Consider the following 25,960-nt stretch of genomic DNA (forward strand, 5'->3'; position numbering starts at 1 on the left):
AATCGCCAGTTACGCACGTCGCCACGTCCGGTGTGCGCTGCGGGCTAAGCTGCCTTCAGGGCTGTCATTCGTCCTGGTTTTCTAAGCAGGCCAGATAGGTTTGCCCGGATCGCATCACTTTCTCTTTGGCCTGCCGGTGAATTTCCTGCCCGTCAAAGGCACCGTAAAGTCGCCCGAATGTCACACCAGAAAGCCGTTGCAGAATACTCTGCACCGCGGCGGCGGAAAGCGGCAGCATGTTCGGATAGCTCCACATAAACGACACGCCGTGCGCGCCGGGCGTCACCTGAAGAATATCACCCGCCAGGATCACGCCGTCGCCTTCATCCCAGTGCAGTACGCAGCCACCGGGAAAATGGCCGCCGAGCCGTAGTAGCGTCAGTGAAGGCAACAGCGCTAACGATTCACCCTGCCACAGTTTAATGTGTGGGCTGTCGCGCACTATCCATTCGCGATCGCGCGCGTGCAGGTAAATCGGTGCGTTAAAGGCGGCGGCCCACTCCTGCATGGTGGTGTAGTAGTGCGGATGGGAAATGGCGATGGCGTGCAGACCGCCGAGTGCTTTTACCAGCGTCAGGGTCGCCTCATCAAGATTGGCAATGCAGTCCCACAGTACATTTCCCTGCGGGGTGCGCAGCAGAAAAGCCCGCTGATCGATAGCAAATTTCGGCACGGTTTTGATGCTCAGCAGGGCATCGCCGTGTGCCGTCCATTTGTTGGCGTGACGGGACGTCAGTTGCCCGAAATCGATCCAGCTCAGGCCCGACGCGGGCACGTACTGCCGCGCATCCTCACAGATTTTACAGTGAGTTAACTGACTCTGCTGTTGCTGATATGCAGTGCCACAGGCGGTACATAGCCTGATCATGTTGACCTCCTTTTATCCCGGCAGGGAATGTCGTGCATCAGGGAACCGTCCGGCCACGCCACGCCTGCCTCAGGCGGGCGCCATATAAGCCGGTACTCAGGCCGCTGATAATGATCAGCAGCGCAGCCAGCTTCAGCGCTGACAACGGCTCATCGAAAATCCAGAACGATCCCAGTAAGCCAAACACCGGCACCAGCAAGGAGAGTGGCGCAACGGTAGAGACCGGATAGCGTTTCAGTAAGGCGTTCCATACCCAGTAGCCAAACAGGGTATTGGGATAGGCCTGGAACAGGATCGACAACAGCGTTATTCCGTGGGTGTGAGCCAGTAAACCGTGGAAGCCGCTCCATCCATTAACAGCATAAGCCAGAATGAATAATGGGATCGGGGCGAACAGACTCGACCAGATCAAAAAGGCAAATACCTGCCGGGTATCGGCTTTTTTATACAGAATATTGGCAACGCTCCAGGCCACCGCCGCCACCAGCACGCAGCCCAGCCCGGGCAGAGAAACGGAGCCATCGGTCAGAAAAATGATGCACAGCAAGCCGGTCAGCGCGATGGCGATGCCCGCCCACTGATAGCGCGACAGCGGCTCGCGAAACACCCATCCTCCCAGAACCAGGGTAAAGAGCGCGCTGAACTGCAGTAACAGTGATGCGACCCCGGCCGAGAGTCCGAGCCTGATCGCCAGATTGACCATGCCCCACAAACCGACGCCGAACACCAGCCCGTAGCCGATCAGCCAGCGCCATTTCACATCCGGTTTAGCGATGAAAAACAGGGCAGGCAGGGCGCACAACAGAAAGCGGAGCCCGGCAAGGATAAACGGGTCAACCTCCAGCAGTCCGAGTTTAATCACGGAAAAGTTCATTCCCCAGATAGCGGTGATCAGCACGGCAAGCAGCAGATGATGTGTTTTCATTTTATCGCTCCTGAGTGGCGGAAGCAGCAGCAGGTAAGGCGCGCGACGTAGCCCACCAGAACAGCAGCGCGGTCAGGCTGATGGCGCTGCCGAGCAGACAAACGCCCGGCCATTGCCAGAGTGCGTAGACCCGCGTGCCGGCTACTGCACCCAGGGCGCTGCCGACCGAGTAGAAGCACATATAGGCAGCGATCAGCCGGCTACCCGCCTCAGGCCGGGCCTGGAGAAGCAGACTCTGGCTGCTGACGTGGACCGCCTGCACCGCGAAATCCAGCAGGATCACACCCGCGATAAACAGCCAGATTGAATAATTGAGTAACGCCAGCAGCAGCCACGACAGCGTCAGCAGCAGCAAGCCAGCGCCGGTGGTGCGTTGCCCATAGCCGCGATCGGTCCAGCGACCAGCCCGGATGGCGGCCAGTGCGCCCGCAATACCTGCCAGGCCAAACAGGCCGATAGCGCTATGGCTGAAATTAAGCTGGCTTAACGGCAGCACCATCGAGGTCCAGAACACGCTGAAGGCAGCAAAAATCAGCATAGCCAGCGTTCCCCGCACCTGAAGTCGCGGTTCATCGGTAAACAACCGAAAGAAACTGCGCATCAGCTGGGGCCAGCGGGGTTTGATGCCAGGGAGAGGCGTGGCGGGCGTCGTGCGGTAAAAGATCCCAGCCAGCAGCACTAACAGCGCAGCAGAGCAGAGATAGACTGCACGCCAGCCCGCGAGATCGGCGATCACGCCAGCCGTCAGCCGGGCAAAAAGAATCCCCAGCACAACGCCTCCGGTGACCATGCCCACCACCTGACCCCGCTGCGCCGCAGAGGAGAGCGAGGCGGCATAAGCCACCACCACCTGAACCACCACCGCCATCAGACCGACCAGGCTCATGCTGATCAGCAGAGCATAAAAATCCGGAGAGAAACTCACCAGCGACACCGCCAGCGCCAGGATCAGCAACTGGCCGACAATCAGATGGCGACCATTAACGATATCCCCCAGCGGCACGATAAACAGCAGTCCAAGCGCATAACCGACCTGCGTGGCGGTAACCACCACGCCGATCGAACCGGCCGAAACGGCAAAAGTTTGCGCCATAGCGGTTAGCAGAGGCTGGGCAAAATAGACGTTGCCAACCGCCAGTGAGCAGATCATACCGAACAGCAATACCTGCCTCAGCGGCACCGGTTTACTGCTGGCTGATGAGGCCCTGACGTCACTGTTCCCTGTCGGAACCCGCCTGTTGCTGTCGGTCTGAAGCATTGCGCACCTCTGCTGGCTATCTGGTTTCGAAATAAAACCAGTTAACCATTATTAGCTGCGGTGGTTTTTTTTAGCAACCAGATTGACGATCGCGGAGTATACTCAGCAGAACGCCTTAAAGCGCAGGAGTGAACATGGCAAAACAATCCGCATTGTTAAACAGTGAATGTCCGGTGGCCCGAACGCTGGAAGCGATAGGTGAACGCTGGTGTTTAATGATCGTTCGCGAGGCTTTCGACAACGTCCGCCGCTTCAGTGAATTTCAGAAAAACCTCGGGCTGGCGAAAAATATTCTGGCCGCGCGGCTGAAATTGCTGGTGGAGCTGGGCGTGTTTGATCTGCGGCCTGCGTCTGACGGCAGCGCCTACAGCGAGTATGCACTGACAGAACGTGGACGTGCGCTGTTTCCGATTATCGTGGCGATGCGCCAGTGGGGTGAACAGAATCTGTTTACCGCTGGCGAAGTCCATTCGGTGCTGATTGATAATCAGCGTGAACAGCCGCTGCAGCCGCTGGCCGTGGTATCCGCCAGCGGAGAGCCGCTGGGGCCGGAGGATTGTCACCGTATACGGGTGACGAAAGGAGAGTGATCACAGCGGCCTGAACCGCACGCATCGCGGGTCAGGCCTCGCTGATCGGTGAATCAGGGCTTGCCTCTCAGCGTAATGCGGGTCAGTTCTGACGGGCGGCCCAGACGAACCGCCATTCCCGGCCAGAGCGCCGTGCCGTTATTGACATAGAGCTGCATACCGTCCACCTGATAAAGACCGGAAACAAAGCCACCATTGGGTTTCGCAAACAACCGGTCCAGCCCGACGATCAGGCCGCCATGAGTATGACCGGAGAGCTGCACATCGACGCCCATCGCGGCGTTGTGTCGCGCATTACGGGGCTGATGATCCAGCAGGATGACCGGCGCATCGGCGGGCGCATTCTCCAGCGCTTTTGCCAGATCGGGGCCCGGTGAGTGTCTGGCGGGTGCCGATGCGTCCGGCAGACCGGCAATCACCAGTTTTGCCTCGCCACGCTGGATCACCCTGTGGCTGTTCAGCAACGGCTGAAGCCCCAGTGAAGCCAGATGTTCGGTCCAGACTGCCTGATGGAAGAAATATTCATGATTCCCGGTGATTGCCCAGACGCCATCGGGTGCGTTGAGGTCGCGCAGCGGGGCGACATCGTTGCGGCGGTGTTCGAGACTGCCATCAATCACATCGCCGGTGACCACAATCAGATCAACCCCCAGCGACATCGCCTTTTTCACCGTTGCTGCACTCCAGTCCGCGTTAAACAAGCGTGTGATATGCAAATCTGTCAGCTGCAACAGCTGATAGCCGTCAAACTCCGCCGGCAGGCCGGGCACTACAAGAGTCACCTCTTTGACCGGCGGCACCCGTATCGCCTGCTGAACGCCCACCGCCGCCAGCACCATGGCGAACAGCACGGCCAGATAGCGTACGCCGGGGACCAGTTCCAGCGGATGGCGCAGCAGCAGGGCGAGCAGCGCGATAATATCTATCGCGATCTGGGTCAGCGCCAGCAGCAGCACGGTGCTGAAGGCCCAGTTGAACAGGATGATAATGATGCGCGGCATCTCTGCCGAGAAGAGGCCGCCCGAGGTGAAGCGGCTGACCAGCAGATATTGTGAGGCCAGCAGCACCAGCATCGATAACAGAATTTTGACGGCCAGCGGCAGGGATAAGGGAACAATGACGCGAGCAATGACATACCAGCTGGGTAAGCTGAAAATCAGGTGAAACATAGCAATTTTCCCTGTGAGCACCGAAGAACGGTGCAAGCCATAAAACGAGAACGTGCATTATTAACCGCGTCATCACGCGGGTCGCGCAGGCTGCTAGTGTATACGACTCTGCCGCAGTGTTGACTGTGCGACGAATGCTATGTGCAGAGAAAACCGTGAACAGCGGCGGGACGGGCGGAAGCGGTGACGGGGCGCTGATGACACGGGCTGAAACAGCTCACTGCCTCACGGGAAGAATGGCCGGTAATCCGGCCACGGGCTTATCTGACCACCGGACGTTTGTTTTGCGACAGCGCCGCCATAAAGGCGTCATCCAGATGCAGATGCTGCTTAACCAGTGCCGGAGGCGTGCTGGCCAGCCACTGGTTGAGCGAGAAATCGGCGTAATAGTCGCTCTTAAACAGCTCCAGGAAGCGTAACGGGCCCTTGCCGGTATTTTCGATGTAATGGCCCATCGCGAACGGCACATAGCCGACATCACCGGCCCGGTAATCAAACGTCCGCGCCTGACCCGATGAGGCAAACACGCCCATCCGGCCTTCGCCTTCCAGATAATATTGCCACTCATCGTTATTGGGATGCCAGTGCAGCTCACGCAGTCCACCGGGTTCGATTTCGACCAGCGCCGCCGCGATATCTTTGGCGATCGGAAAGTTAGAGGAGTCGGTGATGCGAACCGTCCCGCCCGGCGCTTTGATCGGGTCCTGGGCCAGCATGTGATGGGTAAAACGCAGGGCCGATCGGCTGCCGCCCTGAACCGTGTCGCCAGCGGGTCGATCGGGTGGCGTACCGGCGAAAATGTATTCGTCAGCCGGAGACGGCAGCTGAGAGAAGGTGGATACCGGCAGCTGGAAGTTTTTGGCAAGGATCTCCGGCGGAATATGCTTAAACCAGTCGGAGAGCAGGAACGTGCTGTCCTCATCGAAATTGCCATCGTCAAAGGCCAGTAAAAATTCACAGCCGTCGGGTCCCAGCCCCTGAATGGAGTGCGGGATGCCGGGCGGGAAATACCACAGGTCACCGACGCCGATATCATCGACGAACCAGCCGCCGTGCGCATCGAAAGCGGTGACCCGCGCGGTTCCGTAGGTCATGTAAGCCCATTCTGCTTCTTTGTGCCAGTGCAGTTCACGAATACCGCCTGCGTTGAGACGCATATCGACCCCGGCGATGGTGGTTGAGATGCCCAGCTCACGCTGAGTCACCTGTCGGGTCCAGCCGCCGCTGCCTTTGCGGACGTGCGCATCGCTGAAACTGTAACGCAGATTGGGCAGGGTGCCGCTGTCCGTGGCGGGCGGATTAACCAGATCCGGGTTTTCCGCTTCACGAATGGGATCGTGCGGACCCGGATCGCGACCACCGGATTGCGCACCGGCCGGATAACTCCTGACCTGATTATCATGGGCATGTACCTGACCCGCGGCCAATGCGACCGTACCACCGGCGGCAAAGGCCATAAAGCGTCGTCTGCTCAATACTGTCATGCGTTTGCTTCCTTCCACTGTGAGTTGTTGAGGGGCAGCGATGGGTGCTGCATAACCGTTATAAGAGCAGATGAAAGGTTGCGTTTAACAAATTTGTAACGTCATCAGGCGACAAACAGACCGGTAAGCATTATTGATGCGTTGTCGGGCTGAGCGAAGAATGTTGCGCGTTGAGTTGAGGTATAACTTCGGGCAAAAAACGGCCCTGATAATCGCATTAAATGCCTAATTGAAAGGCGTGCGTTTAATTGCGGTTGAATGAGTGAGACAGGTTACGTCTGACATCTCTTGTTACGGATAGGGTAATTAAAATTTAACTCTTAGCAGGCTAGTGATACCTTTTTCGCCGGCGTTACCTGCCGCCGCGAGCTAAAAAAAGGTTGCCTGAGCGTCAGGCAACCTGGACTGATACTGCCTCCGACACCCGCCGGAAGATTAACGTAATATGCCCGACGTAGTGGTCGTTTCGTCGGTAACCCGCGTCATCGTCACCGGAATGCTTTTATACGCCGGTATACCACTCTGCGTATCGTGACTGTCGAGCGGCACCATCACGTTAGCTTCAGGGTAGTAAGCACCGACGGAACCGGGCGCCATATCGATAATCACAATCGTCAGGTTTTTCATCTGCCGCGAGGTGGGATGACCGTCCGGGTCCAGCGCCATTAAATCGACCCGATCGCCCACCCGCAGCTCACGTTTCTCGGCCTCTTCGGCATTAATAAACAGCACATCACGGCGACCGGTCACACCACGATAGCGGTCGTTCAGGCCGTACAGTGTGGTGTTGTACTGATCGTGACTGCGCAGCGTGGTGAGCACCAGATCGTGACACTTCAGCGAACGGGGATCTTCATTAATTCCCTGCATCACTTTGAACTGTGCGCGGCCTGACGGCGTATTCCAGACCCGCTCAGAAGCGGCATTATGAAGCCGGAAGCCGCCCGGCTGCTTCACCCGCTCATTGAAATTTTCAAACGCCGGGAAGACGGCTTCGATTGCGTCACGGATGCGGTTGTAATCGGCGGCCATTGCGCGCCAGTCGACCACGCTGTCAGGCAGGGTCGCCTCGGCCAGCGCGGCGACCAGCGCCGGCTCAGATTTCAGGTGCGGTGAAGCCGGTTCCAGAGAGCCGCGAGAGGCGTGCACCATAGACATGGAATCTTCCACCGTGACGCTTTGCGCGCCGGTCGCCTGAATGTCAGTCTCCGTGCGGCCCAGCACCGGCAGCAGGTAATTATGTTTGCCGAGCAGCAGGTGAGAGCGGTTGAGCTTGGTGGCCATGTGTACCACCAGGTCAAGGTTGCGCATCGCCGGGAATGTCACCTGGGGATCGGAAATGGCTTCAGCCAGATTACCGCCCAGACAGAGCAGGGCTTTGGCTTTACCGTCCCGCATCGCCTGAATGGCCTGAATGGCACCGTGACCGTGTTTCTGCGGCGGGCGGAAGCCAAACACCTTTTCCAGGTTATCGAGCAGCGACTGCGGCGGGATCTCGGTGATACCGACGGTGCGGTCGCCCTGCACGTTAGAGTGTCCACGCAGTGGACAGATCCCGGCACCGGGTTTGCCAATATTGCCGCGCAGCAACAGCAGGTTGGCAATTTGCTGCACGTTCTGGGTGCCATACTGATGCTGGGTAATGCCCATGCCGTAACAGATGATCGTACGTTCAGCGCTGGCATACAGCCGGGCGATATGCTGGATCTCTTCACGCGCCATGCCTGACACCTTGAGGATGTGGTCCCAGTCGGTGCTGTCAAGATCGGCCTTCAGAGCGTCGAATCCTTCGGTGTGCTGGGCGATGAAGTCTTCGTCGATCACCCCTGGCTCACCATTGCTTAGCGCCTCCTGGTGCATTGTCAGCAGGATTTTCATCACGCCTTTCAGCATCGCCGCATCGCCGCCGACCCGCACTTTGTAATAGGTCGAAGCCAGTTCGGTGGAGCTGAGGGAAAGCATTTCAATCGGACTCTGAGGGGAGGTAAAGCGCTCAAGCCCGCGTTCACGCAACGGGTTAATTGCCACGATAGTCGCGCCACGTTTAGAGACTTCACGCAGAGTGCCGAGCATCCGCGGATGGTTGGTGCCAGGGTTGTGACCGATGCACAGCACCAGATCGCAATGGTCAAAATCTTCCAGCTCTACCGTGCCTTTGCCGACGCCGATCGATTCTGGCAAACCGACGCTGGTTGGTTCATGACACATGTTGGAACAGTCGGGAAAGTTATTGGTGCCATATTCACGGGCAAAGAGCTGCCACAGGAAAGCCGCTTCGTTAGAGGCGCGACCCGAGGTGTAAAACTCCACGCTGTCGGGATCGTCATAGCTACGCAGGTGTTCGCCGATCTCCTTAAACGCGGTTTCCCACTCAATCGGCTGATAGGTATCGGTGGCCGCATCGTACTTCATCGGATGCGTCAGACGCCCTTCACCTTCCAGATGTAACGCACTGCGCTGCCACAGTTCAGTGACGGTGTGAGCAGCAAAGAATTCTGGCGTGGTGCGTTTGCTGGTGGCTTCCCAGGAGACCGCTTTCGCGCCATTTTCACAAAATTCAAACGAGGAGGCATGTTGCGGATCGGGCCAGGCGCAGCCCGGACAGTCAAAGCCCTGCGGCTGATTAACTTTAAACAGGGCAATCACATCCTGTTTCACTGACATCTGACCACGGATCGCATCGGCGACCGCTTTCAGGGCTCCCCAGCCGCCTGCTGCGCCACCGTACGGGGCGATACCGGTTGTGCGATTTTGCTCTTTCATAATGCTCCACATTGTCTCTATTGTTATTTGCTAAGTCTGGTACACAAATAACCAAAACAGGGTGGATGCAGCCCATTATTTGATGAAAATTTTTCTCAAAATGTTTCTGTCAGACGATGCCAGATTACTGTCTGGTCATCAGCATAAATAAAGACTGGCGCCCTAAAGCGCCAGCAGAGAAATAAACGAACCGAAACAGTACAGCGCAATAATCAGGCTATCGTTACGCTATTATTGTGTCCGGAAAAGGCGAGAGTTTAACTGGCAACAGCCAGCGGTTTTGCCGGTTTCGCTTTCAGGCCAAACAGGGTTGCGAGTAGCGCCTGACGCTTGATGACCATATAGCACAGCGCACTCAGCCCTGACGCAATGGCGGTGACGATCAGCACATAAGTCACAGGGTAATTATCCGGCAGGTAGTCATCCAGCAGCCAGGCGAAACCAATCGCGATAGGATAGTGCAGAATATAAACCACCAGCGCAGAGTCAACTACGGTGTTAACGATGCGGCTCTCTTTGAACCTTAACTTTTCAAAAAAGAAGATCACCCAGTAGGAAAAAATCACCGAGAAAACACTACTGAGCAGTACCGGGATATATTTCGCCACGCCCTGCAGATTAAATTTCAGCGTCAGGAAGAAAGCGATATAACAGCCAATGGCCAGCAGCGTCACAAAGGCCGTGTTCAGCAGCGGATGTTTCGCTAATTGCGGGATGGCATCACGATTAAGATAGAGGACATAGCCTGCCGCATAATAAACGCAGAAACGCGCCGTCACCGGAATTAACGTGATCAGCTCGCCCAGATCTTTTACCGCGAATTTCACCACAAACAGACTGTTCGCCGCGACTATCAGCGCTGCCAGCCAGACCGTAAACGGCAGGCGTCGGGCAAGGGTGGCCAGCTGCGCGTAGAGGCGGGCAGGAACGAAAAAGGAAATGACCGAAAGCGACACCAGGAACCACAAGTGATGCAGTTGCATATAGGCGGCCAGCAAACCACTGGTCGTGGTATCAACCCCTTTAATCGTCGTGCTCAGCCAGTACATCACGCCGGGTATAAAGGCGAAGGCGGCCAGCAGCGGAACCAGCACCCGCTTGCGGCGATTATCGAAGAAAAAGGCCTGCCCCTTGCGTAAGAAAACCATCGCCGAGAACATGCCGGAAAGGAAGAAAAAGGCCTCCATCCGAAAGGTATGGATAAATTCGATCAGCGAGCTAAAGATCAATGACTCATTTTTATCCGAAACGTAATACCAGCTATTACCGCCTGGCAGACTTCGGGCCGCATGATATAAAACCCCTTCAAGGATAAGTATGGCGCGCAGAAAATCGAGGCCGATATTTCGGCTCGATAAAAAAGAGGGTGTAGTCACTTTTATTACCTTAATAAATGACGGAGTGTTGGGGTCTGAGGCGACCTTGTAGCGGCAGAATATCACTCTGAAGTTTAATTAACATATTGCACGACACTTTTCAGAATTCCCCCAGCGTGCCGTTCTGTCTGATCCATAAATTATGATAAACCGGCCTGGCCCTTTTCTGACGCCGCTTTTTTATCTGAAAATGGCCTCTGCGGGTGGGCGTCAGGCACGATTTCCCGCCCAAACCCTTGCTGTGCGGCGATTTCGTTATCCGGAAAAAGGCCGGGCGGATGAAGCCCTGCTTAACTGATGCTTAAAAATGCAGCAAAAATCGCCCCGGTTGCTGATGTTTTCTGGCCGCTGAGGCGCGCCTTTTTTTGTGGCCCGACATCGGCGGAGGTAATGATTGGTTGCTAAAGGGTTCGCTTATTCGCCTCTTTTTCTCTTCAGGCGGGATAAGGGGAAGAGGGGACGGCAAAATTATTTTGCCGCAGGCGAAATATCACTGATAATCTTTTTTTTCGGTTATGTCAGAGTGACGCCCAATGAGAAATTTGCTCCTTACACTGTTTGTATCTTTCCCGCTTTGCTTATTTTCCGGCGTGTCACTGGCAGCCATGCAGGACGGTAAATATATTATCGAAGCCTATGGCGGTTCCAGCACCAAAGGCGCGATGGCCGTCAGAAAGGACGGTAAATTACGGGCTACGCTGACAAAAAATAACGAAATCTCGCAGCTGGGCCAGATGCTGAAAGCTAAATATGGCGCTAACGTCGAGATCGTCAATAAAGGTGAGCTGTCGGCGCAGTCGAAGGATCTGTTACAGGGCCGCTATTTTTACCGCAAGAACAAAAGCTGGCGCGAAGAGATGGCGGCTTCGCCCGCCGATCTGATCCTGCTTAACTTTGCCACCAACGATGCTCGTCATTATCACTTCAAAGATATTGAACCGGATTATATCGTCAGTCCGGCGCAATACCGGGCAATCATGTCTGAACTGATCGCCGTGGCGCAGCAGTACGGCAAAGCGGTGATTGTGCAGGAGCCGCATCCGTTGTGCGGGCGGGCGGAAAAATGGAACGTTGCACCCTATGTGGCGCAGATCGATAACCTGACCCAGGCTGATGACGTGCCGCTGGTCCGGCAGTACCAGCGCATTCAGGAGATCGGGAACTGGCAGGCGATGATGTCACCCGACTGCATTCATCCCTCCGAAGCGCTCTATCAGATCAAAGCGCAGGAGACTTTCAGGGTAGTTGATCGTCAGTATGGCGCACAGATTAAGGCTGCGATTAATGCCCCGTCAGCGGCTGTTCCGCCATCTTCACGCGCCGCCACAGACCGCCAGGGCGACAATGCCGGCGGCCAGGATGCCGGATAAACGCACTTGCGGGCAGGCGCTGGAAAATGCCCGCTAAACTGCCGCCCGATCAGTGATCTGGCGACGAAGAGTGTGGCTTTTGCCGCTTTGGTTAAAAAAGCGCGTCAAAGGTAGTGGCGGACACCATAAACGGCCCAGAACAGGGCATTGGCACCGAGATAAGCCCAGCATCCCCAGTAGGCAATCGGTTCGCGTTTGGTTCGGAGTTTAGGCAGGAATGCCAGTAAATAAAGCGCTGAGGCGATAAGCGAAACGAAATAGAAAAATTTCATCATTCTCTCCTGTTTAATTTCCCTGGTTTTCAGGATAGCCAGGCCTCGCTATTTTGCTTAATGCGGATGCGATCGATTCTCTCTGACCGCCGACGTTCGGGCGACTTTTCTGAATGCTGGGGGCCAGCAGCAGCAGAATCCTGAGCAACCTCCGGCGGGATCCGTTTGCGCGGGAGAAAGAAATGATACCGTCAGGATGTTTAGCCTGAACGTAACAAACTATAATCAGCGCTGCACCGCTTTGACACAACCGGCAGGAATGCCGGTTTTGCGCCCGCCTTAAAAAGGAAGAGACCCCGCTGATGTTTTCTCGTTTTTTTATTTATCGTCCCGTCTTCGCATGGGTCGTTGCCATTCTTATCATGCTGCTTGGTGCGCTCTCCATCACGCTATTGCCGGTTGAGCAATATCCTGATGTCGCGCCGCCATCGGTCAATATCAGTGCCACCTATACCGGTGCGTCCGCCGAGACGCTGGAAAACAGCGTCACCCAGGTGATTGAGCAGCAGCTGACCGGGCTGGATCACCTGCTTTACTTCACCTCCAGCAGCAGTTCGCAGGGCAATGTGACGGTGACGGTGACCTTCAGTCAGGGCACCGATCCTGACACCGCGCAGGTGCAGGTCCAGAACAAGGTGCAGCAGGCCCTGTCGCGCCTGCCCAGCGAGGTGCAGCAACTTGGCGTGACGGTCACGAAGTCGCAGTCAAACTTTTTGCTGGTGATGGGGCTGTATGACACCACGGGCAAGAGCAACAGCACCGATATCGGTGACTGGCTGGTGAGTAATATGCAGGAGCCGCTGGCCAGAACCGAAGGGGTAGGGGATATCCAGGTCTTCGGCGGGCAGTATGCGATGCGTATCTGGCTCGATCCGTTCAAGCTGAACGCCTATTCACTGCAGCCTTCTGACGTGACGGCAGCAATTCGCTCGCAGAATATCCAGATCTCAGCCGGTAAAATTGGTGGCCTGCCGTCACCTGAAAATCAGCAACTGACCGCCACGGTCAGAGCGCAGTCACGGCTGCAGACGCCGGAGCAGTTCCGCAACATCATCGTTAAAAGCGATACCCGCGGGGCGGTTGTGCGCGTCGGTGACGTGGCCCGCGTCGAGCTGGGTGGCGAATCTTACGACATGACGACCCGGCTTAATGGTCATCCGGCGGCGGGTATCGGGGTGATGCTGGCACCGGGCGCCAATGCACTCAACACGGCGACGCTGGTAAAAAATAAAGTGGAGGAGTATCGCCACTCAATGCCGGAAGGCTACGAGGTCGCCTATGCGCTTGATAGCACCGACTTCATCAAAATCTCGGTGGAAGATGTGGTCATTACCCTGATCGAAGCGATAGCGCTGGTCGTGGTGGTGATGTACCTGTTCCTGCAAAACCTCCGCGCGACGCTGATCCCGGCGCTGGCGGTACCGGTGGTGCTGCTCGGTACCTTTGGCGTGCTGGCACTGTGCGGTTACACCATCAATACCCTGACGCTGTTTGCCATGGTGCTGGCGATCGGGCTGCTGGTGGATGACGCGATCGTGGTGGTGGAGAACGTCGAGCGCATCATGCACGACGAAGGCCTGCCCGCCCGCGAGGCCACGGAAAAGTCGATGAAAGAGATTTCCGGTGCGCTGATTGCTATCGCGCTGGTGTTGTCGGCGGTCTTTCTGCCGATGGCCTTTTTCGCCGGATCGACCGGGGTGATCTATCGGCAATTTTCGGTCACTATCATTGCGGCCATGTCCTTCTCGGTGCTGGTGGCGCTGACGCTGACACCGGCGCTGTGTGGCATGTTGCTCCGCCCCGGAACGCCGCATCGCAAAGGTTTCTTTGGCGGATTTAATCGCTTCTACGCCGCCACGGAACGCCAGTATCGTCACAAAGTGGTCAGCACGCTGCGTCGTCCGCTGATTATGGTGTCGCTGTATGCTGCAATGGGTGTCGTGCTGTTTGTGATGTTCACCCGATTGCCGGGCAGCTTCCTGCCTACCGAGGACCAGGGCAGTATTATGCTTCAGGCGACCCTGCCCGCAGGCGCAACCGCCAGTCGCACTGAGGCGGTCAATAAGCAGATCATTGACTGGTTTCTGACCGAAGAGAAAGAGAACATCGATGTAGTGTTTACCATCAACGGCTTTAACTTCAGCGGCGCGGCGCAGAATGCCGGCATGGCGTTTATCAAACTGAAAAACTGGGATCAGCGTCCCGGCAAGGAGAACTCGGCGGAAGCGATCGCCGGGCGCGCCACCTATGCGCTCTCTGCGATTCGTGATGCGCAGATCTTTGCCCTGACGCCACCTTCGGTGCCCGGCCTGGGGCAGAATAATGGCTTCACCTATGAACTGCTGGCCAGTGGCGGCACTACCCGCGATCAACTGGGCCAGCTGCGTGATCAACTGCTACAGAGCGCCGCGAAAAGCCCTGAACTGATCGGGGTCCGTGCAAATATTCTGCCGCAGACGCCGCAGTTGCAGGTCGATATCGATACCAGTAAGGCGGTGGCGCTGGGACTGCAGCTGGATGATGTGACCGATACCCTGACCAGCGCCTGGGGCGGTGCCTATATCAATGACTTTATCGATCGCGGCCGCGTCAAACGGGTCTATGTGCAGGGCGATGGTCAGTACCGGTCAGCACCGTCCGATCTGGATAAATGGTTTATCCGCAACAGTGAAGGCAGCATGACGCCATTCTCGGCCTTCGCCTCAACCCACTGGACCATGGGACCGGAGAGTCTCAATCGCTATAACGGCTCCGCTTCTTACGAAATCCAGGGGCAGAACGCGGAAGGCTACAGTTCCGGCGATGCGATGAACACCATTGAACGGCTGGCTAATGAGCTTCCAGCCGGCACGACCGGGGCCTGGAGCGGTCTCTCGCTGCAGGAGAAGCAGGCGGGCGGTCAGTCAACCACCCTGTATGCGATCTCAATTCTGGTGGTGTTCCTCTGTCTGGCCGCGCTGTATGAGAGCTGGTCAGTGCCGTTCTCGGTGCTGCTGGCGGTGCCGCTTGGCGTGCTGGGTACGGTGCTGGCGGTTGCCATGCGCGGATTGAGCAACGACATCTATTTCCAGGTGGCGTTACTGACGACCGTCGGGCTGACTTCCAAGAACGCCATCCTGATTATTGAGTTTGCCGAGGAAGCGGTGCGTCAGGGAAGCTCGCTGAGTGCGGCGGCCCTGCAGGCGGCGCGCACCCGTTTACGGCCGATCATGATGACCTCGCTGGCGTTTATTGCCGGGGTGATCCCGCTGGCGGTCGCCACCGGAGCCGGGGCCAACAGTCGTATCGCGATCGGCACCGGTATTATTGGCGGAACGCTGGCGGGTACGGTGCTGGCGCTGTTCTTTGTGCCACTGTTCTTTGTGCTGGTGAAGCATTATCTCACCCGACATCGTAAGGCCGGATAACCGTCTGGTACGTCTGCGGGTTCGCCTGCAGACGTGCTGATCCGCGGCATAGGGATGTTTTTCAGGATGGATTCAGTGGGGGATCTGTCGTGCAGAAGTGAGATGCCATTCCATGGCGTAAAACGTCCTAAGGCGCCTTATTCAGAATTACTTGCAGGACGCCGACTGATTCTGCCCCCTTTCCGACCGGCTTCCCTGGCTTTTTCATGATCGTTTTTGAAATTGCCTCCACTGACCTTGCCTCCTGCACTGCCAGCTTCGCTCGCACGGCCCGGATCGTTGGCAAAATTGCCGGCACCACCTCTGTATTTCTGTTGTGTCATAGTGAGACCTCCTATCAATGTTCCATTAGATAAAAAGGACTAGCTAGTCACATCACGAAGCATAGATGACCGCTTCGTTTATGCAAATGCACATCTGAAAAAGCGTGAAATTGTTTCGATCATGACCTTGTGCCGTGGCTGAACCGGCAGCGATCCCGCCATCCCCAGGCTACCCTTATAAGCTCAACGAAAAAGGAGAACGCGATGACTGATGCAACCTTAATCGATACGCTTGAGTTTGGTTCTGATCAACAGAAGCAAAAATATGAAATTTACGGTGAGGATGACCGGACGCCTACCCACGCGGTCATATACCGTCAGCAGCAAGGCGAATGGCAGCCGCTGGACGAAACGCTGAGCTTTGCCGCCCTGGATGAACAGCAGGAAGTGACCGGTTCAATGGGGTATGGCGCTGGCGACAGCCTGCCGGACCTGCGCGACTTACCGGCTGAAGCCCGACAGCGCTGCGAGCAACACTGGCAGCAGAGCCGTAATGGGTAAGCAGTAAATTTGCCGGGGACGCCTCCCGGCTTATTTTATGCTGCCTGATCGCGCTGCTTTCATTATTTTCACCAACTACAGCAATCGTTAAAGATATTCCCGCTACTGGCGATAACGAACAGGCGTTGAGCGTGCCGACCAGTGATGATTCCGGCCCTCAGCGTTGAGTTCTGAACGCGTACGGACCTGCTTTTAGCCCTCCTTTTTGACACACCAGAAAGCGCTTTTAAGCGCAAAATCCTTCTTATCACAGCGAAAACAATAATATGTCGATGATTAAGGCGATAAAAAAACGCCTGCCTGCCGCCCGCTTTGGGCGCAGCAGCCAGCCTGCGAATGGCACTTTTGATTGTCGTGCGTTGCCGGCATCGCTTGCCGCCGCCGGCCTGAGCAACCGCGCTGGTGGTCTGTTGATGACCTTTGTGCCGCCCGAAGCGGATTTCCAGCGGGTCAGTCACGCCTGGCAGCGGTTTACCTCTGCTGACCTGACGGTGCTGACGCTTTCTTCTAACGGCGCCCTGAGCAGCAGCGGTAAACAGAGCACCTATTGTGACGGTGCCGGCCAGCAAGGCAGCTGGCTCTGGTTACCGGACAGCCTGATTGCGCGGCATGAAACGCACATTATTGACCTGCATGGTCAGGATACCCACACCGCCAGCCAGCGCATCACCGCGATACAACAGGAGCTGGAACGGTTACCGTTGCGGATGCCGCTCTCAGCCGATCGGACCTTTGCGATGATCTACTGCGACGGTCTTTCTGCCTCGGAAGGTTTCCTGATGCAGGCCTGGTACAATAGCGGGCGTTTTCCCTGTCTGGCGATCGGCGGATCGGCTGGCGGTAAAATCAGCTTTGACGGCACCTGGATTGGCGTCGGCGGCGAGATATTACAGGGCAAAGCGGTGATTATTTTTTGCCAGATGGCGGCGGGGAAATCCTTTGCCCCGTTCAAGAGTCAGAACTTCACACCGCTCGACACCAGCTGGTTAATCGCCGAGGCTGACCCGATTGCGCGCACCGTCAGCTCGGTATTTAACCGCCAGGGAGAGCAGCAATCGCTGATTTCTGCGCTCTGCACCCATCTGAACTGCCAGGCGACGCAGCTCACCGAGCGACTGCAGGGCCTGACGTTTGGCGTGAAGGTGGGCGACGAATACTTTATTCGTTCGGTTGCCCGAATCGAGTCCGACAGCGTGCGCTTCTTCTGCGATCTGGAGTTTGGCGATCGGCTGTTTCTGATGCAGGAAAAAGATTTTAAACAGGCCACCCAGCAGGAGTGGCAGGCTTTCGCCCGTCAGCACGGCAAACCAGCGGCGATCCTGATGAACGACTGCATCCTGCGTCGCGTCGGGAATGCCGGTCAGTTGCATGACGCCCATTTTTTTAAAGGGATTCCGGCGGCGGGGTTCTCCAGCTTCGGTGAGATCCTGGGCGTGCCGATCAACCAGACACTGTCGGCGCTGGTGTTCTTTCATCACGATGTGAAAGCGATGAGTCAGTTCCCGGTGGAGTACGCCGGTTACGCTGCGCACTATGCGCAACGGGCATTACGTCGCTGGGAAGCGCTGAACAGCGTGCAGAGTGGCGTGCTTAACCGGGTCATTAACTATCAGCAGGCGCTGATGCCGCTGATGGAGGCCCTGCCAGTGCTGGAGAGCGCCACGCAAAGTCAGGGTGAAGCCCTGAGCGTGGCAGAAAACAGTATTCGTGCCATCAGCGATATTGCTGGCCAGAGCCAGCAGGCGCAGGAGCGGCTCGATGACGGGCTGGACGATCTGGAAAAAATCTCGCACGGGATTAATGAGATCACTCATGGCATCAGTAATATCGCCTTCCAGACCAACATTCTGGCACTAAACGCGGCGGTGGAAGCGGCTCGCGCCGGAGAAGCGGGTCGGGGTTTTGCGGTGGTGGCTGGCGAAGTGCGACGCCTTGCGCACTCGTCCAAAGAGCAGGCAGAAGCCACGGCCAGTAACATCAGTGACGCGGTAACGACAATTTCACGTATCCGCCGGGTGGCCAGTGACAGCGCGCACACCGCTACCCAGATGGCCGCACGCAGCATCAATGCGGCAGACACGCTGGCGACGATGAATCAGCAGACCCGTCATGAGCGCGCCGATATCGCTAAACATCTTGGCAGCCTGCGTGAACTCAGTCAGGGCATGGAGGCAATGCAGGACGCGGTGGCGCAGCTCAGGGTGCTACAGACCCTGTCAGGCGGAAAGGTTAATGGCTGATTAGTAAGCTGAAAAGACAACAAAGTGCGGTGCAAGCGGATCGGCCAGGCAAGCCGGGCCGGCAGTTGTTACACTTGACGGTGATTAACCACGCAGAGGTACCAATGAAAATTAAAAGTTATGCAGCCATGCAGGCTGGTCAGGCACTTGAACTGTATGAATATGACGCTGCTGAACTTGCAGCAGAAGAAGTTGAAGTCGAGGTTGAGTATTGTGGCGTCTGCCACTCTGACCTGTCGATGATCGATAACGAGTGGGGCATTTCTCAGTTCCCTGTTATTGCCGGGCACGAAGTGATTGGACGGGTTTCTGCGCTGGGCGATGCGGCCAAAAACAAAGGTCTGTCGGTGGGTCAGCGGGTTGGCATTGGCTGGACCGCCAAGAGCTGCCAGCACTGCGATGCCTGTATCAATGGTGAGCAGGTTAACTGTCAGCAGGGCAGCACGCCAACCATCATGAATAAAGGTGGTTTTGCTGAGAAACTGCGTGCCGACTGGCAATGGGTTATTCCGCTGCCGGAGAAACTGGACGTTGCCACTGCGGGTCCGCTGCTGTGTGGCGGCATCACCGTCTTTAAACCGCTGCTGATGAGTAATATCACCGCCACCAGTCGTGTAGGCGTGATCGGTATCGGTGGCCTGGGCCACATTGCCATCAAGATTCTGCACGCAATGGGTGCCGAAGTGGTGGCCTTCAGCTCTACGCCAGATAAAAAGCAATCGATTCTGGACATGGGTGCAGATGAAGTGGTGAACAGCCGTGACGCTGAAGCGCTGAAGCAGCAGGCGGGTCGTTTCGATCTGATCCTCAGCACCGTCGCGGTCGATCTGGACTGGAAACCCTATTTCGCGGCGCTGGCACCAAAAGGGAAATTCCATACCGTCGGCGCAGTGATGAAACCGTTCCAGGTCGGTGCGTTTGACCTGATCATGGGTGACAAAGCGGTAACGGGTTCGTCCACTGGCTCGCCGGGTCAGCTGCGTTCGTTACTGAAGCTGGCGTCCCGTGCTGATATCGCACCACAGGTGGAGTTCTTCCCGATGTCAGACATCAATAAAGCGCTGGAACACGTACGCGCCGGTAAAGCCAATTACCGCGTGGTGCTGAAAGCCGATTTCTGATGATCGTGTTATAAAAATTCCCTGCCGCAGATAACTGCGGCATTTTTGTTTTGTCCTCTGATTCACCCTTTCCTTCCTGTTGCTGAGCAGCGTCTGAACATTTTCCAGTTGAATTAACCGCACTGCATTCACCAACAGCAGGTTGGCCCGATTTCATCGATCACTGTCCATTGAGCCTGTCACGCCGTCGTCTGTAACCGGGTAAAGTCACATTATCGCAACCACAGCGTTGTCGACGCTGATTGTACTGAACCGAACTTTGACCGGAGCCTGATGATGAAATTAACCCAAGTCCGTAATGCCACGCTGATGCTGCACTATGCCGGCAAGAAATTCCTGATTGACCCGATGCTGGCTGAAAAAGAAGCCTGGCCGGGCTTTGAAGGGAGCGCTCGTCCGCACCTGAGAAATCCGATGGTTGAACTGCCGATGCCGGTTTCACAACTGCTGGATGCCGATGCGGTTATTCTTACCCATACGCATACCGATCACTGGGACGAGGCCGCGCAGCAGCAGCTACCAAAGACCATGATGATTTATACCCAGAACCACAGTGACGCCGAACTGATTCGTTCTCAGGGCTTTCACAACGTTCAGGTCTTGCAGGAAGAAAACCGATTTGTGGATGGCCTGACGATCTATAAAACTGACGGTCAGCATGGCAGTAATGCGCTGTATGCCGACAAAGTGATGGCCGATCTGCTGGGCGATGCCTGTGGACTGGTGTTTACCCATCCGGACGAAAAAACGCTCTACATTGCTGGTGACACAGTCTGGGTTAAGCCCTATGTGCGAAGCCTGCAACGTTTTCAGCCGGACGTGGTGGTGCTGAATATTGGTAATGCGACCCACGATCTTTATGGCCCGATTATTATGGGTAAAGAGGATACACTGCATACGTTAAACATTGTGCCTCAGGCAACGCTGGTGGCTTCGCACATGGAAGCGATCAACCACTGTCTGCTGACCCGTGCTGAACTGCGTGCTTACACCGAAGAACAGGGCATTGCCGATAACGTGCTGATTCCGCAGGATGGTGAAACCATAACCTTCTGATCGGTCAGAACAGGGCGGTATTGAGATGAATAAGGGGAACGAGATGAGCGCTTTGACGGTGGCGGTGGTGGCAACGGCAGGATTCAGTCCGTTTCACTTTTCGGTTCCCTGCATCCTGTTTGGCTCCGCCCTGCCGCAGCCGGATCTGTTTCAGCTGAATATTTGTGCGGAGAAGCCTGGCGTTCTCCTTTCAGAGAGTGGCCTGTCGATCAATGTGGAGCATGGGCTTGAACTGCTTGATGTGGCTGACATTATTATTGTGCCTTATTGGCATAATCCGGGCGAAAAACCGGCTCAGCAACTGCTTGATGCGCTGACGGCGGCCTGGCAGCGTGGTGCTGAAGTGGTGGGGCTGTGTCTGGGAACCTATGTGCTGGCTTATGCTGGCCTGCTCAATCAGCATCGTGCTGCCACGCACTGGGAATTTGAGCGCGACTTCAGTCAACGCTTTCCGGACGTTCATCTCGACAGTAACGCGCTCTACACCCGTGACGATCGTCTGATTACCTCGGCCGGAACTGCAGCGGGCATCGACTGTTGTCTGGATATCATTCGTCAGCACTACGGCAGCGCCGTGGCCAACCGTGTGGCGAGAAGAATGGTAGTGCCGCCTTATCGTGATGGAGGACAGGCGCAGTTTATCGAGCGTCCGGTTCCTGAAAATACCCGCGACGGTAAAATCAATGCGCTGCTGGACTCACTGCGGCATAACCTTCATCAGCCGCACGATCTCGATTCTCTGGCTCAATCGGCTGGCATGAGCCGGCGAACCCTGACGCGCCATTTTTTCAAAGCGACCGGCATGACGCTGGGGGAATGGCTGCTGGCTGAGCGTCTGCAACGCAGCCAGGAACTGCTGGAAACCACCGGCATCAGTATTGAAAGCGTGGCTGAGAAAGTCGGTTTCCACTCACCCATCTCTTTTCGCCAGCGTTTTAAACAGCGGTTTGGCGTCACGCCCAGCGAATGGCGACGAACCTTTCGCGGACCGCTGTCAGTGTCGAAAGATGAGAGCGTACAGACATCGGGCCGTCAGGCCACGACGAGCCTAATGCAGGCAAAATAGCGAGCCGGAAAATTCAGCAATCAGGCGCGGCTGAATTTTCCGGAGCGGCATGATCACGGATTAAAGCAGAAAATCATCCAGTGACTGACCGTTATCCAGTGCGGTTTTAATCGGTGAAGGCGTACGACCCTGCCCGGTCCAGGTTTTCATCTCGCCGTTTTCATCGCGATAGTGATATTTGGCTGGCCGCTTAGCGCGTTTTTTGCGACCATCCGTGCCCGAAGCCAGGCCAGTCGTCAGCTCGGTCAGGCTGATACCGTCTTCCAGCAGCAATTCCAGGTACATCGCCATTTTTTCAGCTTTCTCGCGCGCTTCGGCCGCCTGAGCCTCTTCGGCTTCGCGCCGCTCCCTGACCACAGTCTCTAATTTTTGCGCCATCTCTTCCAGAACCTCCAGATCGACATTGCGCGACTGGGCTCGCAGGGTCCGGATGTTATTCAGGCTGCTCAGGTTGTCACTCATAAAAAAAGTCCTTCAATACACAAATTAAACAACAGTACAGATTCACTGTAAGCGGTAAGGATAACATGTATCCCGCTGATTTTTGAAGAGTTGTGGTCGGATGAAGCCTTAAAATGAGCAACCCTGGCGAGGCAGAATGGGTTTTAACCGCGATGGGTCAAAAGATGGAGGGGGCGATGAGAATACTCTACGCCACACAACAGTGATATTTGCACTTTTGCCTCCGGTTAACTGTGCTTAACTCAGTTAAAGGGTTTGAATAGGGACAGGCATGAAGTTTCGCAGGAAAAATGCGGCGCCAGCGCCAAAGATTTCGCCGCTACTCAGAAGCATCACCTTATCAGGCTTGCTGCTCACGGTGGCCGTTATCGCCATTAATCTCTGGACGCTGCGTGAAGACTGGCGTGCCGCCGTGAGTCAGGCGGAAGAAATGGCGGTCAATCTGTCGCTGTCACAGGCGCGTCAGGCGGAAGATACTTTTCTGCAGACTGAGCTGTCGTTGCGCGAAGTTCAGCGTGAGCTGGAGACGCAGATAGCAGCAGGTCAGGTGGATGGCGATGCGCTGAGTAAGACCATGCGTGTTTTGCAAAGTCGCCTGCCGCAGCTGCACGGCTTGTTCTATTACGATGCGCAGGGCAAATGGATCGCGACCTCAATGAGCACGACGCCCGTCGGGATTAATAACTCCGATCGTGAATACTTCCGCTATCACCGCTCTACTCTGCGTAACAGCGTACATGTCGGGCCGGTGATACGCAGTCGCAGCACCCAGGATCGGGTGATACCGGTGTCGCTGCGCGTCAATGACAGTGCCAGCGGGTTTAATGGCGTCTTACTGGCTACCATCAAAGTGGACTATTTTCGGCGCTTCTACAGCTATTACGAGCTGGGCGCGCGCGACGTACTGGTGCTGATGCTGGCAGACAGCACGGTGCTCTATGCCCGTCCGATGCCGGACAGCTTCATTGGTAAAAATCTCTCCTCCAGCCCTCTGTTCCGCAGCATGCTGGCCACTGCCGATCAGGGTAGCGGGCAGTGGAAAGCGGCGCTGGATGGCGAAAACCGTATCTTTGGATTCGCCCGATCTGAACGTTATCCGCTGATTGTTGCCGCTGGCTATGATAAATCCACGCTGTTCACCCGCTGGTTAAAAGGCCGGGGGCAGGATGTGATGTTAAGTCTGGCGCTGCTGGCGGTCATTCTCTCGCTGAGCGTTTTTTTGCTGCGCCAGGCGCGTCACACGTTGCGCTACCAGCGTGAACTCACCCGGCTGCGTGATGAACTTACCGCGGCGAATCTTTCACTGGAGAGCCTGGCGCACAGTGATGGCTTAACCGGCGTGGCCAACCGTCGCTACTTTGACCGGATGCTGAATGAAAGCCTGCAGCAAGCCCGCGCCAGCGGTCAGCCGGTTTCTCTGATCCTGATCGATATCGACTATTTCAAGCATTACAACGACACCTATGGGCATGTGGCTGGCGATGAATGTCTGAAAACCATCGCGATGATACTGAAAAACTTCGCAGCGGGTGAGAATGAGTTACCTGCGCGATATGGCGGTGAAGAGTTTGCGATCGTTTTGCCGGGTTATACCCTGGAAGAGACGCTGAAACTCGCCAGGTCGATCGTTGCCACGGTTTATCAACTGGAGATCCCTCATCTTACCAGCGGTCTGGCGGCAAAACGGGTGACGCTCAGCGCTGGCTGTGCCACTCAACGCATTAACCCCGGGCCAGAGACGTTGTCAGATCTGATTGAGCGTGCCGATGAGGCCTTGTATCGCGCTAAGCGACAAGGGCGAAATCGTGCGGAGTGCGAAAAGCCAGCCGGTTAAGCACCGCTGAACACGTCCAGATTCGCTTCTGTGGCATGGTGAAAGCTCAATATTCTCAGGAGGTGACAATGTCAAAGGATACGGGATTCAGCCATCTTGCTCTGCAGGTCCGCGATCTGGAAAAAAGCATCCGGTTTTACCAGCGTTATGCCGGGATGCAGGTTATTCATCACCGCGAGCCCGGCATTGCAGAAGCGCAGAAAGTGGCGTGGCTGTCAGATTTAACCCGGCCGTTTGCGCTGGTGCTGGTGCAGTCAGAACGCTGCGAAGATACGCCGCTGGGGCCGTTTGGTCACATCGGTGTCGCCTGTGCCAGCCGGGAAGAGATCGATGCCAGAGTTGAACAGGCACAGCAGGAAGGAGTTTTACGCCGCGCGGCGCAGGAATCGGGTGCTCCGGTCGGATACTGGGCGTTTTTCGCCGATCCCGATGGCAATACGCTTGAACTCTCATACGGTCAGCAAATTGGAATGGAAATAATAATGGCGCGCAATGCAGCAGTGGAAGGAGAGAATTAACCCTGCAGCGACGCTGCCTGTTACCGTAACGTCATGAGTTGCGAGAAAGGCAGAGAATGGTCACTGGGTGATCCTGTCTCTTGCCGGGCGGAGGAGAAGGGCAGGGGATGATCAGTACAGTGCGATAATTCCGAGGCTGTGCAGTTAACATGATGACACATTCTCATCGCTACATTCATCCAGGCTCTCTTAATTAACCTCCTTTTCAGAGAGTCAGGTTAATCAAATACTGTCTGAATATGGCGCGATGTGTTAACAGTAAATCCGCCCGGCCAGCGCCGGACGGATTACCTTCGGGCAGTACGCTGCTATTAAATCAGGAAGTCATCCAGTGACTTACCATTTTCAATGGCAGATTTGATCGCAGAGGGAGTACGTCCCTGACCGGTCCACTGCTTAACTTCGCCGTTTTCATCGGTGTACTGATATTTGGCCGGGCGAGGCGCGCGCTTTTTCTTCTCAACCGGCGCTGACTGCATACCATTTAACAGTTCGTTAGGATCGATGCCTTCCTGCAGCAACAGTTCGCGATATTTAGCCAGTTTCTCAGCCTTCTCACGATTTGCAGCTTCTGAAGCCTGCGCCTCTTCACGACGCTCACTAACAACAACAGTAAGTTTTTCCAGCATTTCTTCCAGGGCAGCAAGATCGAGTTCGCGAGCGTTGGCGCGAAGGGTACGGATATTATTCAAGCTGCTGAGAGTGTCACTCATCAAAGTCACCATAGTCATGTTCAGATAATAAAATACAGAGCGGGTTCACGCTGATGCTTTTCGTCAGACCTGCTTTTTAAAATGCTTGCCTTCGAAGAATCTCAATACTGAACCAATAGTTCAACTCTGACATATTAATCGTTTTTCAAGACAGTTGAAACTGTAATTAACGTGCAATAACCTGGGAATCGTAAATGAACTTACACTTTTCTGCTCAGTGGCTCAAAAAGTCAAAAAAATGCAGCACTTTTCATCCGTAAGTTAAATCAGCCTGAACGGGGTTATTCCTCGCGGTACGCCAATTCCCTGGCGCGTCATACACGGTTTCAGGACCCGTTATCAATCGGCAGAGAGATAAAATTCATCGGGATATCATGTCATGTGAAACAGGATATGTGAGCTTTGTTAAGCGTGATAATTACGTACTAAAGTATTGATTCGCTATCAACCACAATTTCCTGCTGTGATATTCGGACCATTGGATGAATAACTTATCTTTTTGATTCACTTCTTCTTTCAGAATCACTGGCCGGTAAAAAGTGGATGCAGGCTACAATTCGGTGCTTCACACTCTCAACCGGTTGGGTTAAATGTCATTGGCGTTCGGCAGATCTTCCGTTTTCCTATTCCAGTTAAAGTTAACA

21 protein-coding genes are annotated in these 25,960 nt (G+C 55.6%); 10 read left to right on the top strand and 11 right to left on the bottom strand.

Annotated elements, in window-relative coordinates; translation table 11 throughout:
• Positions 1 to 64 precede the first annotated feature (64 nt).
• The 3 genes from LZU96_RS22775 to LZU96_RS22785 are packed head-to-tail and all read right to left on the bottom strand — an operon-like array spanning position 65 to position 3,051.
• Positions 65 to 868: an MBL fold metallo-hydrolase gene (locus LZU96_RS22775; RefSeq protein WP_233988881.1), complete on the bottom strand. Its 804-nt coding sequence runs from the start codon at positions 866 to 868 to the stop codon at positions 65 to 67.
• 37 nt (positions 869 to 905) lie between these two features.
• Positions 906 to 1,793: an EamA family transporter gene (locus LZU96_RS22780; protein ID WP_233988882.1), complete on the bottom strand. Its 888-nt coding sequence runs from the start codon at positions 1,791 to 1,793 to the stop codon at positions 906 to 908.
• Position 1,794: 1 nt separating this feature from the next.
• On the bottom strand, positions 1,795 to 3,051 hold the full coding sequence (locus tag LZU96_RS22785) for an MFS transporter (protein WP_262287806.1): 1,257 nt from the start codon (positions 3,049 to 3,051) through the stop codon (positions 1,795 to 1,797).
• A 134-nt stretch (positions 3,052 to 3,185) separates the two neighbouring features.
• Here LZU96_RS22785 and LZU96_RS22790 point away from each other — a divergent pair, with 134 nt between their 5' ends.
• Entirely contained in the window at positions 3,186 to 3,641 is a 456-nt protein-coding gene (locus tag LZU96_RS22790) for a winged helix-turn-helix transcriptional regulator (protein ID WP_233988883.1), read from the top strand.
• Positions 3,642 to 3,694: 53 nt separating this feature from the next.
• Here LZU96_RS22790 and LZU96_RS22795 read toward each other — a convergent pair whose 3' ends face one another.
• From LZU96_RS22795 to LZU96_RS22810, 4 genes are all read right to left on the bottom strand, one after another.
• On the bottom strand, positions 3,695 to 4,810 hold the full coding sequence (locus LZU96_RS22795; protein ID WP_233988884.1) for a metallophosphoesterase: 1,116 nt from the start codon (positions 4,808 to 4,810) through the stop codon (positions 3,695 to 3,697).
• Positions 4,811 to 5,070: 260 nt separating this feature from the next.
• Positions 5,071 to 6,294 (bottom strand): cupin domain-containing protein, encoded by a 1,224-nt coding sequence (locus tag LZU96_RS22800; RefSeq protein ID WP_233988885.1) that lies wholly within the window; start codon positions 6,292 to 6,294, stop codon positions 5,071 to 5,073.
• A gap of 435 nt (positions 6,295 to 6,729) precedes the next feature.
• Complete coding sequence (locus tag LZU96_RS22805; protein ID WP_233988886.1) at positions 6,730 to 9,057, bottom strand: FdhF/YdeP family oxidoreductase; 2,328 nt, start codon at positions 9,055 to 9,057, stop codon at positions 6,730 to 6,732.
• Positions 9,058 to 9,314: 257 nt separating this feature from the next.
• Positions 9,315 to 10,433, bottom strand: coding sequence for an acyltransferase family protein (locus LZU96_RS22810; protein WP_233988887.1), 1,119 nt, complete (start codon positions 10,431 to 10,433; stop codon positions 9,315 to 9,317).
• Positions 10,434 to 11,038: 605 nt separating this feature from the next.
• Here LZU96_RS22810 and LZU96_RS22815 point away from each other — a divergent pair.
• Positions 11,039 to 11,803 (top strand): SGNH/GDSL hydrolase family protein, encoded by a 765-nt coding sequence (locus tag LZU96_RS22815; protein WP_233988888.1) that lies wholly within the window; start codon positions 11,039 to 11,041, stop codon positions 11,801 to 11,803.
• 104 nt (positions 11,804 to 11,907) lie between these two features.
• Here the strand turns inward: LZU96_RS22815 and LZU96_RS22820 are convergent, their stop codons facing one another.
• Complete coding sequence (locus tag LZU96_RS22820; protein ID WP_158086617.1) at positions 11,908 to 12,078, bottom strand: hypothetical protein; 171 nt, start codon at positions 12,076 to 12,078, stop codon at positions 11,908 to 11,910.
• A 299-nt stretch (positions 12,079 to 12,377) separates the two neighbouring features.
• Between LZU96_RS22820 and LZU96_RS22825 the strand changes: the two genes are divergently transcribed.
• Positions 12,378 to 15,482, top strand: a complete 3,105-nt coding sequence (locus LZU96_RS22825) for an efflux RND transporter permease subunit (RefSeq protein WP_233988889.1) — start codon at positions 12,378 to 12,380, stop codon at positions 15,480 to 15,482.
• A gap of 137 nt (positions 15,483 to 15,619) precedes the next feature.
• Here LZU96_RS22825 and LZU96_RS22830 read toward each other — a convergent pair whose 3' ends face one another.
• The gene (locus LZU96_RS22830; RefSeq protein WP_072051034.1) at positions 15,620 to 15,805 is read right to left on the bottom strand and encodes a general stress protein; all 186 of its coding nucleotides are present in this window, start codon (positions 15,803 to 15,805) and stop codon (positions 15,620 to 15,622) included.
• A gap of 204 nt (positions 15,806 to 16,009) precedes the next feature.
• Here LZU96_RS22830 and LZU96_RS22835 point away from each other — a divergent pair, with 204 nt between their 5' ends.
• From LZU96_RS22835 to LZU96_RS22855, 5 genes are all read left to right on the top strand, one after another.
• On the top strand, positions 16,010 to 16,306 hold the full coding sequence (locus LZU96_RS22835; RefSeq protein ID WP_233988890.1) for a hypothetical protein: 297 nt from the start codon (positions 16,010 to 16,012) through the stop codon (positions 16,304 to 16,306).
• Between the two features lie 266 nt (positions 16,307 to 16,572).
• Positions 16,573 to 18,546 (top strand): methyl-accepting chemotaxis protein, encoded by a 1,974-nt coding sequence (locus LZU96_RS22840; protein WP_233988891.1) that lies wholly within the window; start codon positions 16,573 to 16,575, stop codon positions 18,544 to 18,546.
• A 104-nt stretch (positions 18,547 to 18,650) separates the two neighbouring features.
• Positions 18,651 to 19,667 (top strand): NADPH-dependent aldehyde reductase Ahr, encoded by a 1,017-nt coding sequence (gene ahr / locus LZU96_RS22845; protein ID WP_233988892.1) that lies wholly within the window; start codon positions 18,651 to 18,653, stop codon positions 19,665 to 19,667.
• Positions 19,668 to 19,943: 276 nt separating this feature from the next.
• Positions 19,944 to 20,723, top strand: coding sequence for an MBL fold metallo-hydrolase (locus LZU96_RS22850; RefSeq protein WP_233988928.1), 780 nt, complete (start codon positions 19,944 to 19,946; stop codon positions 20,721 to 20,723).
• A 43-nt stretch (positions 20,724 to 20,766) separates the two neighbouring features.
• Positions 20,767 to 21,789, top strand: a complete 1,023-nt coding sequence (locus tag LZU96_RS22855; protein WP_233988893.1) for a GlxA family transcriptional regulator — start codon at positions 20,767 to 20,769, stop codon at positions 21,787 to 21,789.
• A gap of 60 nt (positions 21,790 to 21,849) precedes the next feature.
• Here LZU96_RS22855 and LZU96_RS22860 read toward each other — a convergent pair whose 3' ends face one another.
• On the bottom strand, positions 21,850 to 22,251 hold the full coding sequence (locus LZU96_RS22860) for an H-NS family nucleoid-associated regulatory protein (RefSeq protein WP_233988894.1): 402 nt from the start codon (positions 22,249 to 22,251) through the stop codon (positions 21,850 to 21,852).
• A 271-nt stretch (positions 22,252 to 22,522) separates the two neighbouring features.
• On the opposite strand from LZU96_RS22860, the gene LZU96_RS22865 reads away from it, so the two are divergent.
• Positions 22,523 to 24,085 (top strand): sensor domain-containing diguanylate cyclase, encoded by a 1,563-nt coding sequence (locus LZU96_RS22865; RefSeq protein ID WP_233988895.1) that lies wholly within the window; start codon positions 22,523 to 22,525, stop codon positions 24,083 to 24,085.
• Positions 24,086 to 24,153: 68 nt separating this feature from the next.
• Positions 24,154 to 24,603, top strand: coding sequence for a VOC family protein (locus LZU96_RS22870; protein WP_233988896.1), 450 nt, complete (start codon positions 24,154 to 24,156; stop codon positions 24,601 to 24,603).
• A 311-nt stretch (positions 24,604 to 24,914) separates the two neighbouring features.
• Here LZU96_RS22870 and LZU96_RS22875 read toward each other — a convergent pair whose 3' ends face one another.
• Complete coding sequence (locus tag LZU96_RS22875; protein WP_233988897.1) at positions 24,915 to 25,316, bottom strand: H-NS family nucleoid-associated regulatory protein; 402 nt, start codon at positions 25,314 to 25,316, stop codon at positions 24,915 to 24,917.
• Between the last annotated feature and the right edge of the window lie 644 nt (positions 25,317 to 25,960).

This window comes from Pantoea agglomerans, assembly GCF_021397715.1.
Classification (GTDB): domain Bacteria; phylum Pseudomonadota; class Gammaproteobacteria; order Enterobacterales; family Enterobacteriaceae; genus Pantoea; species Pantoea astica.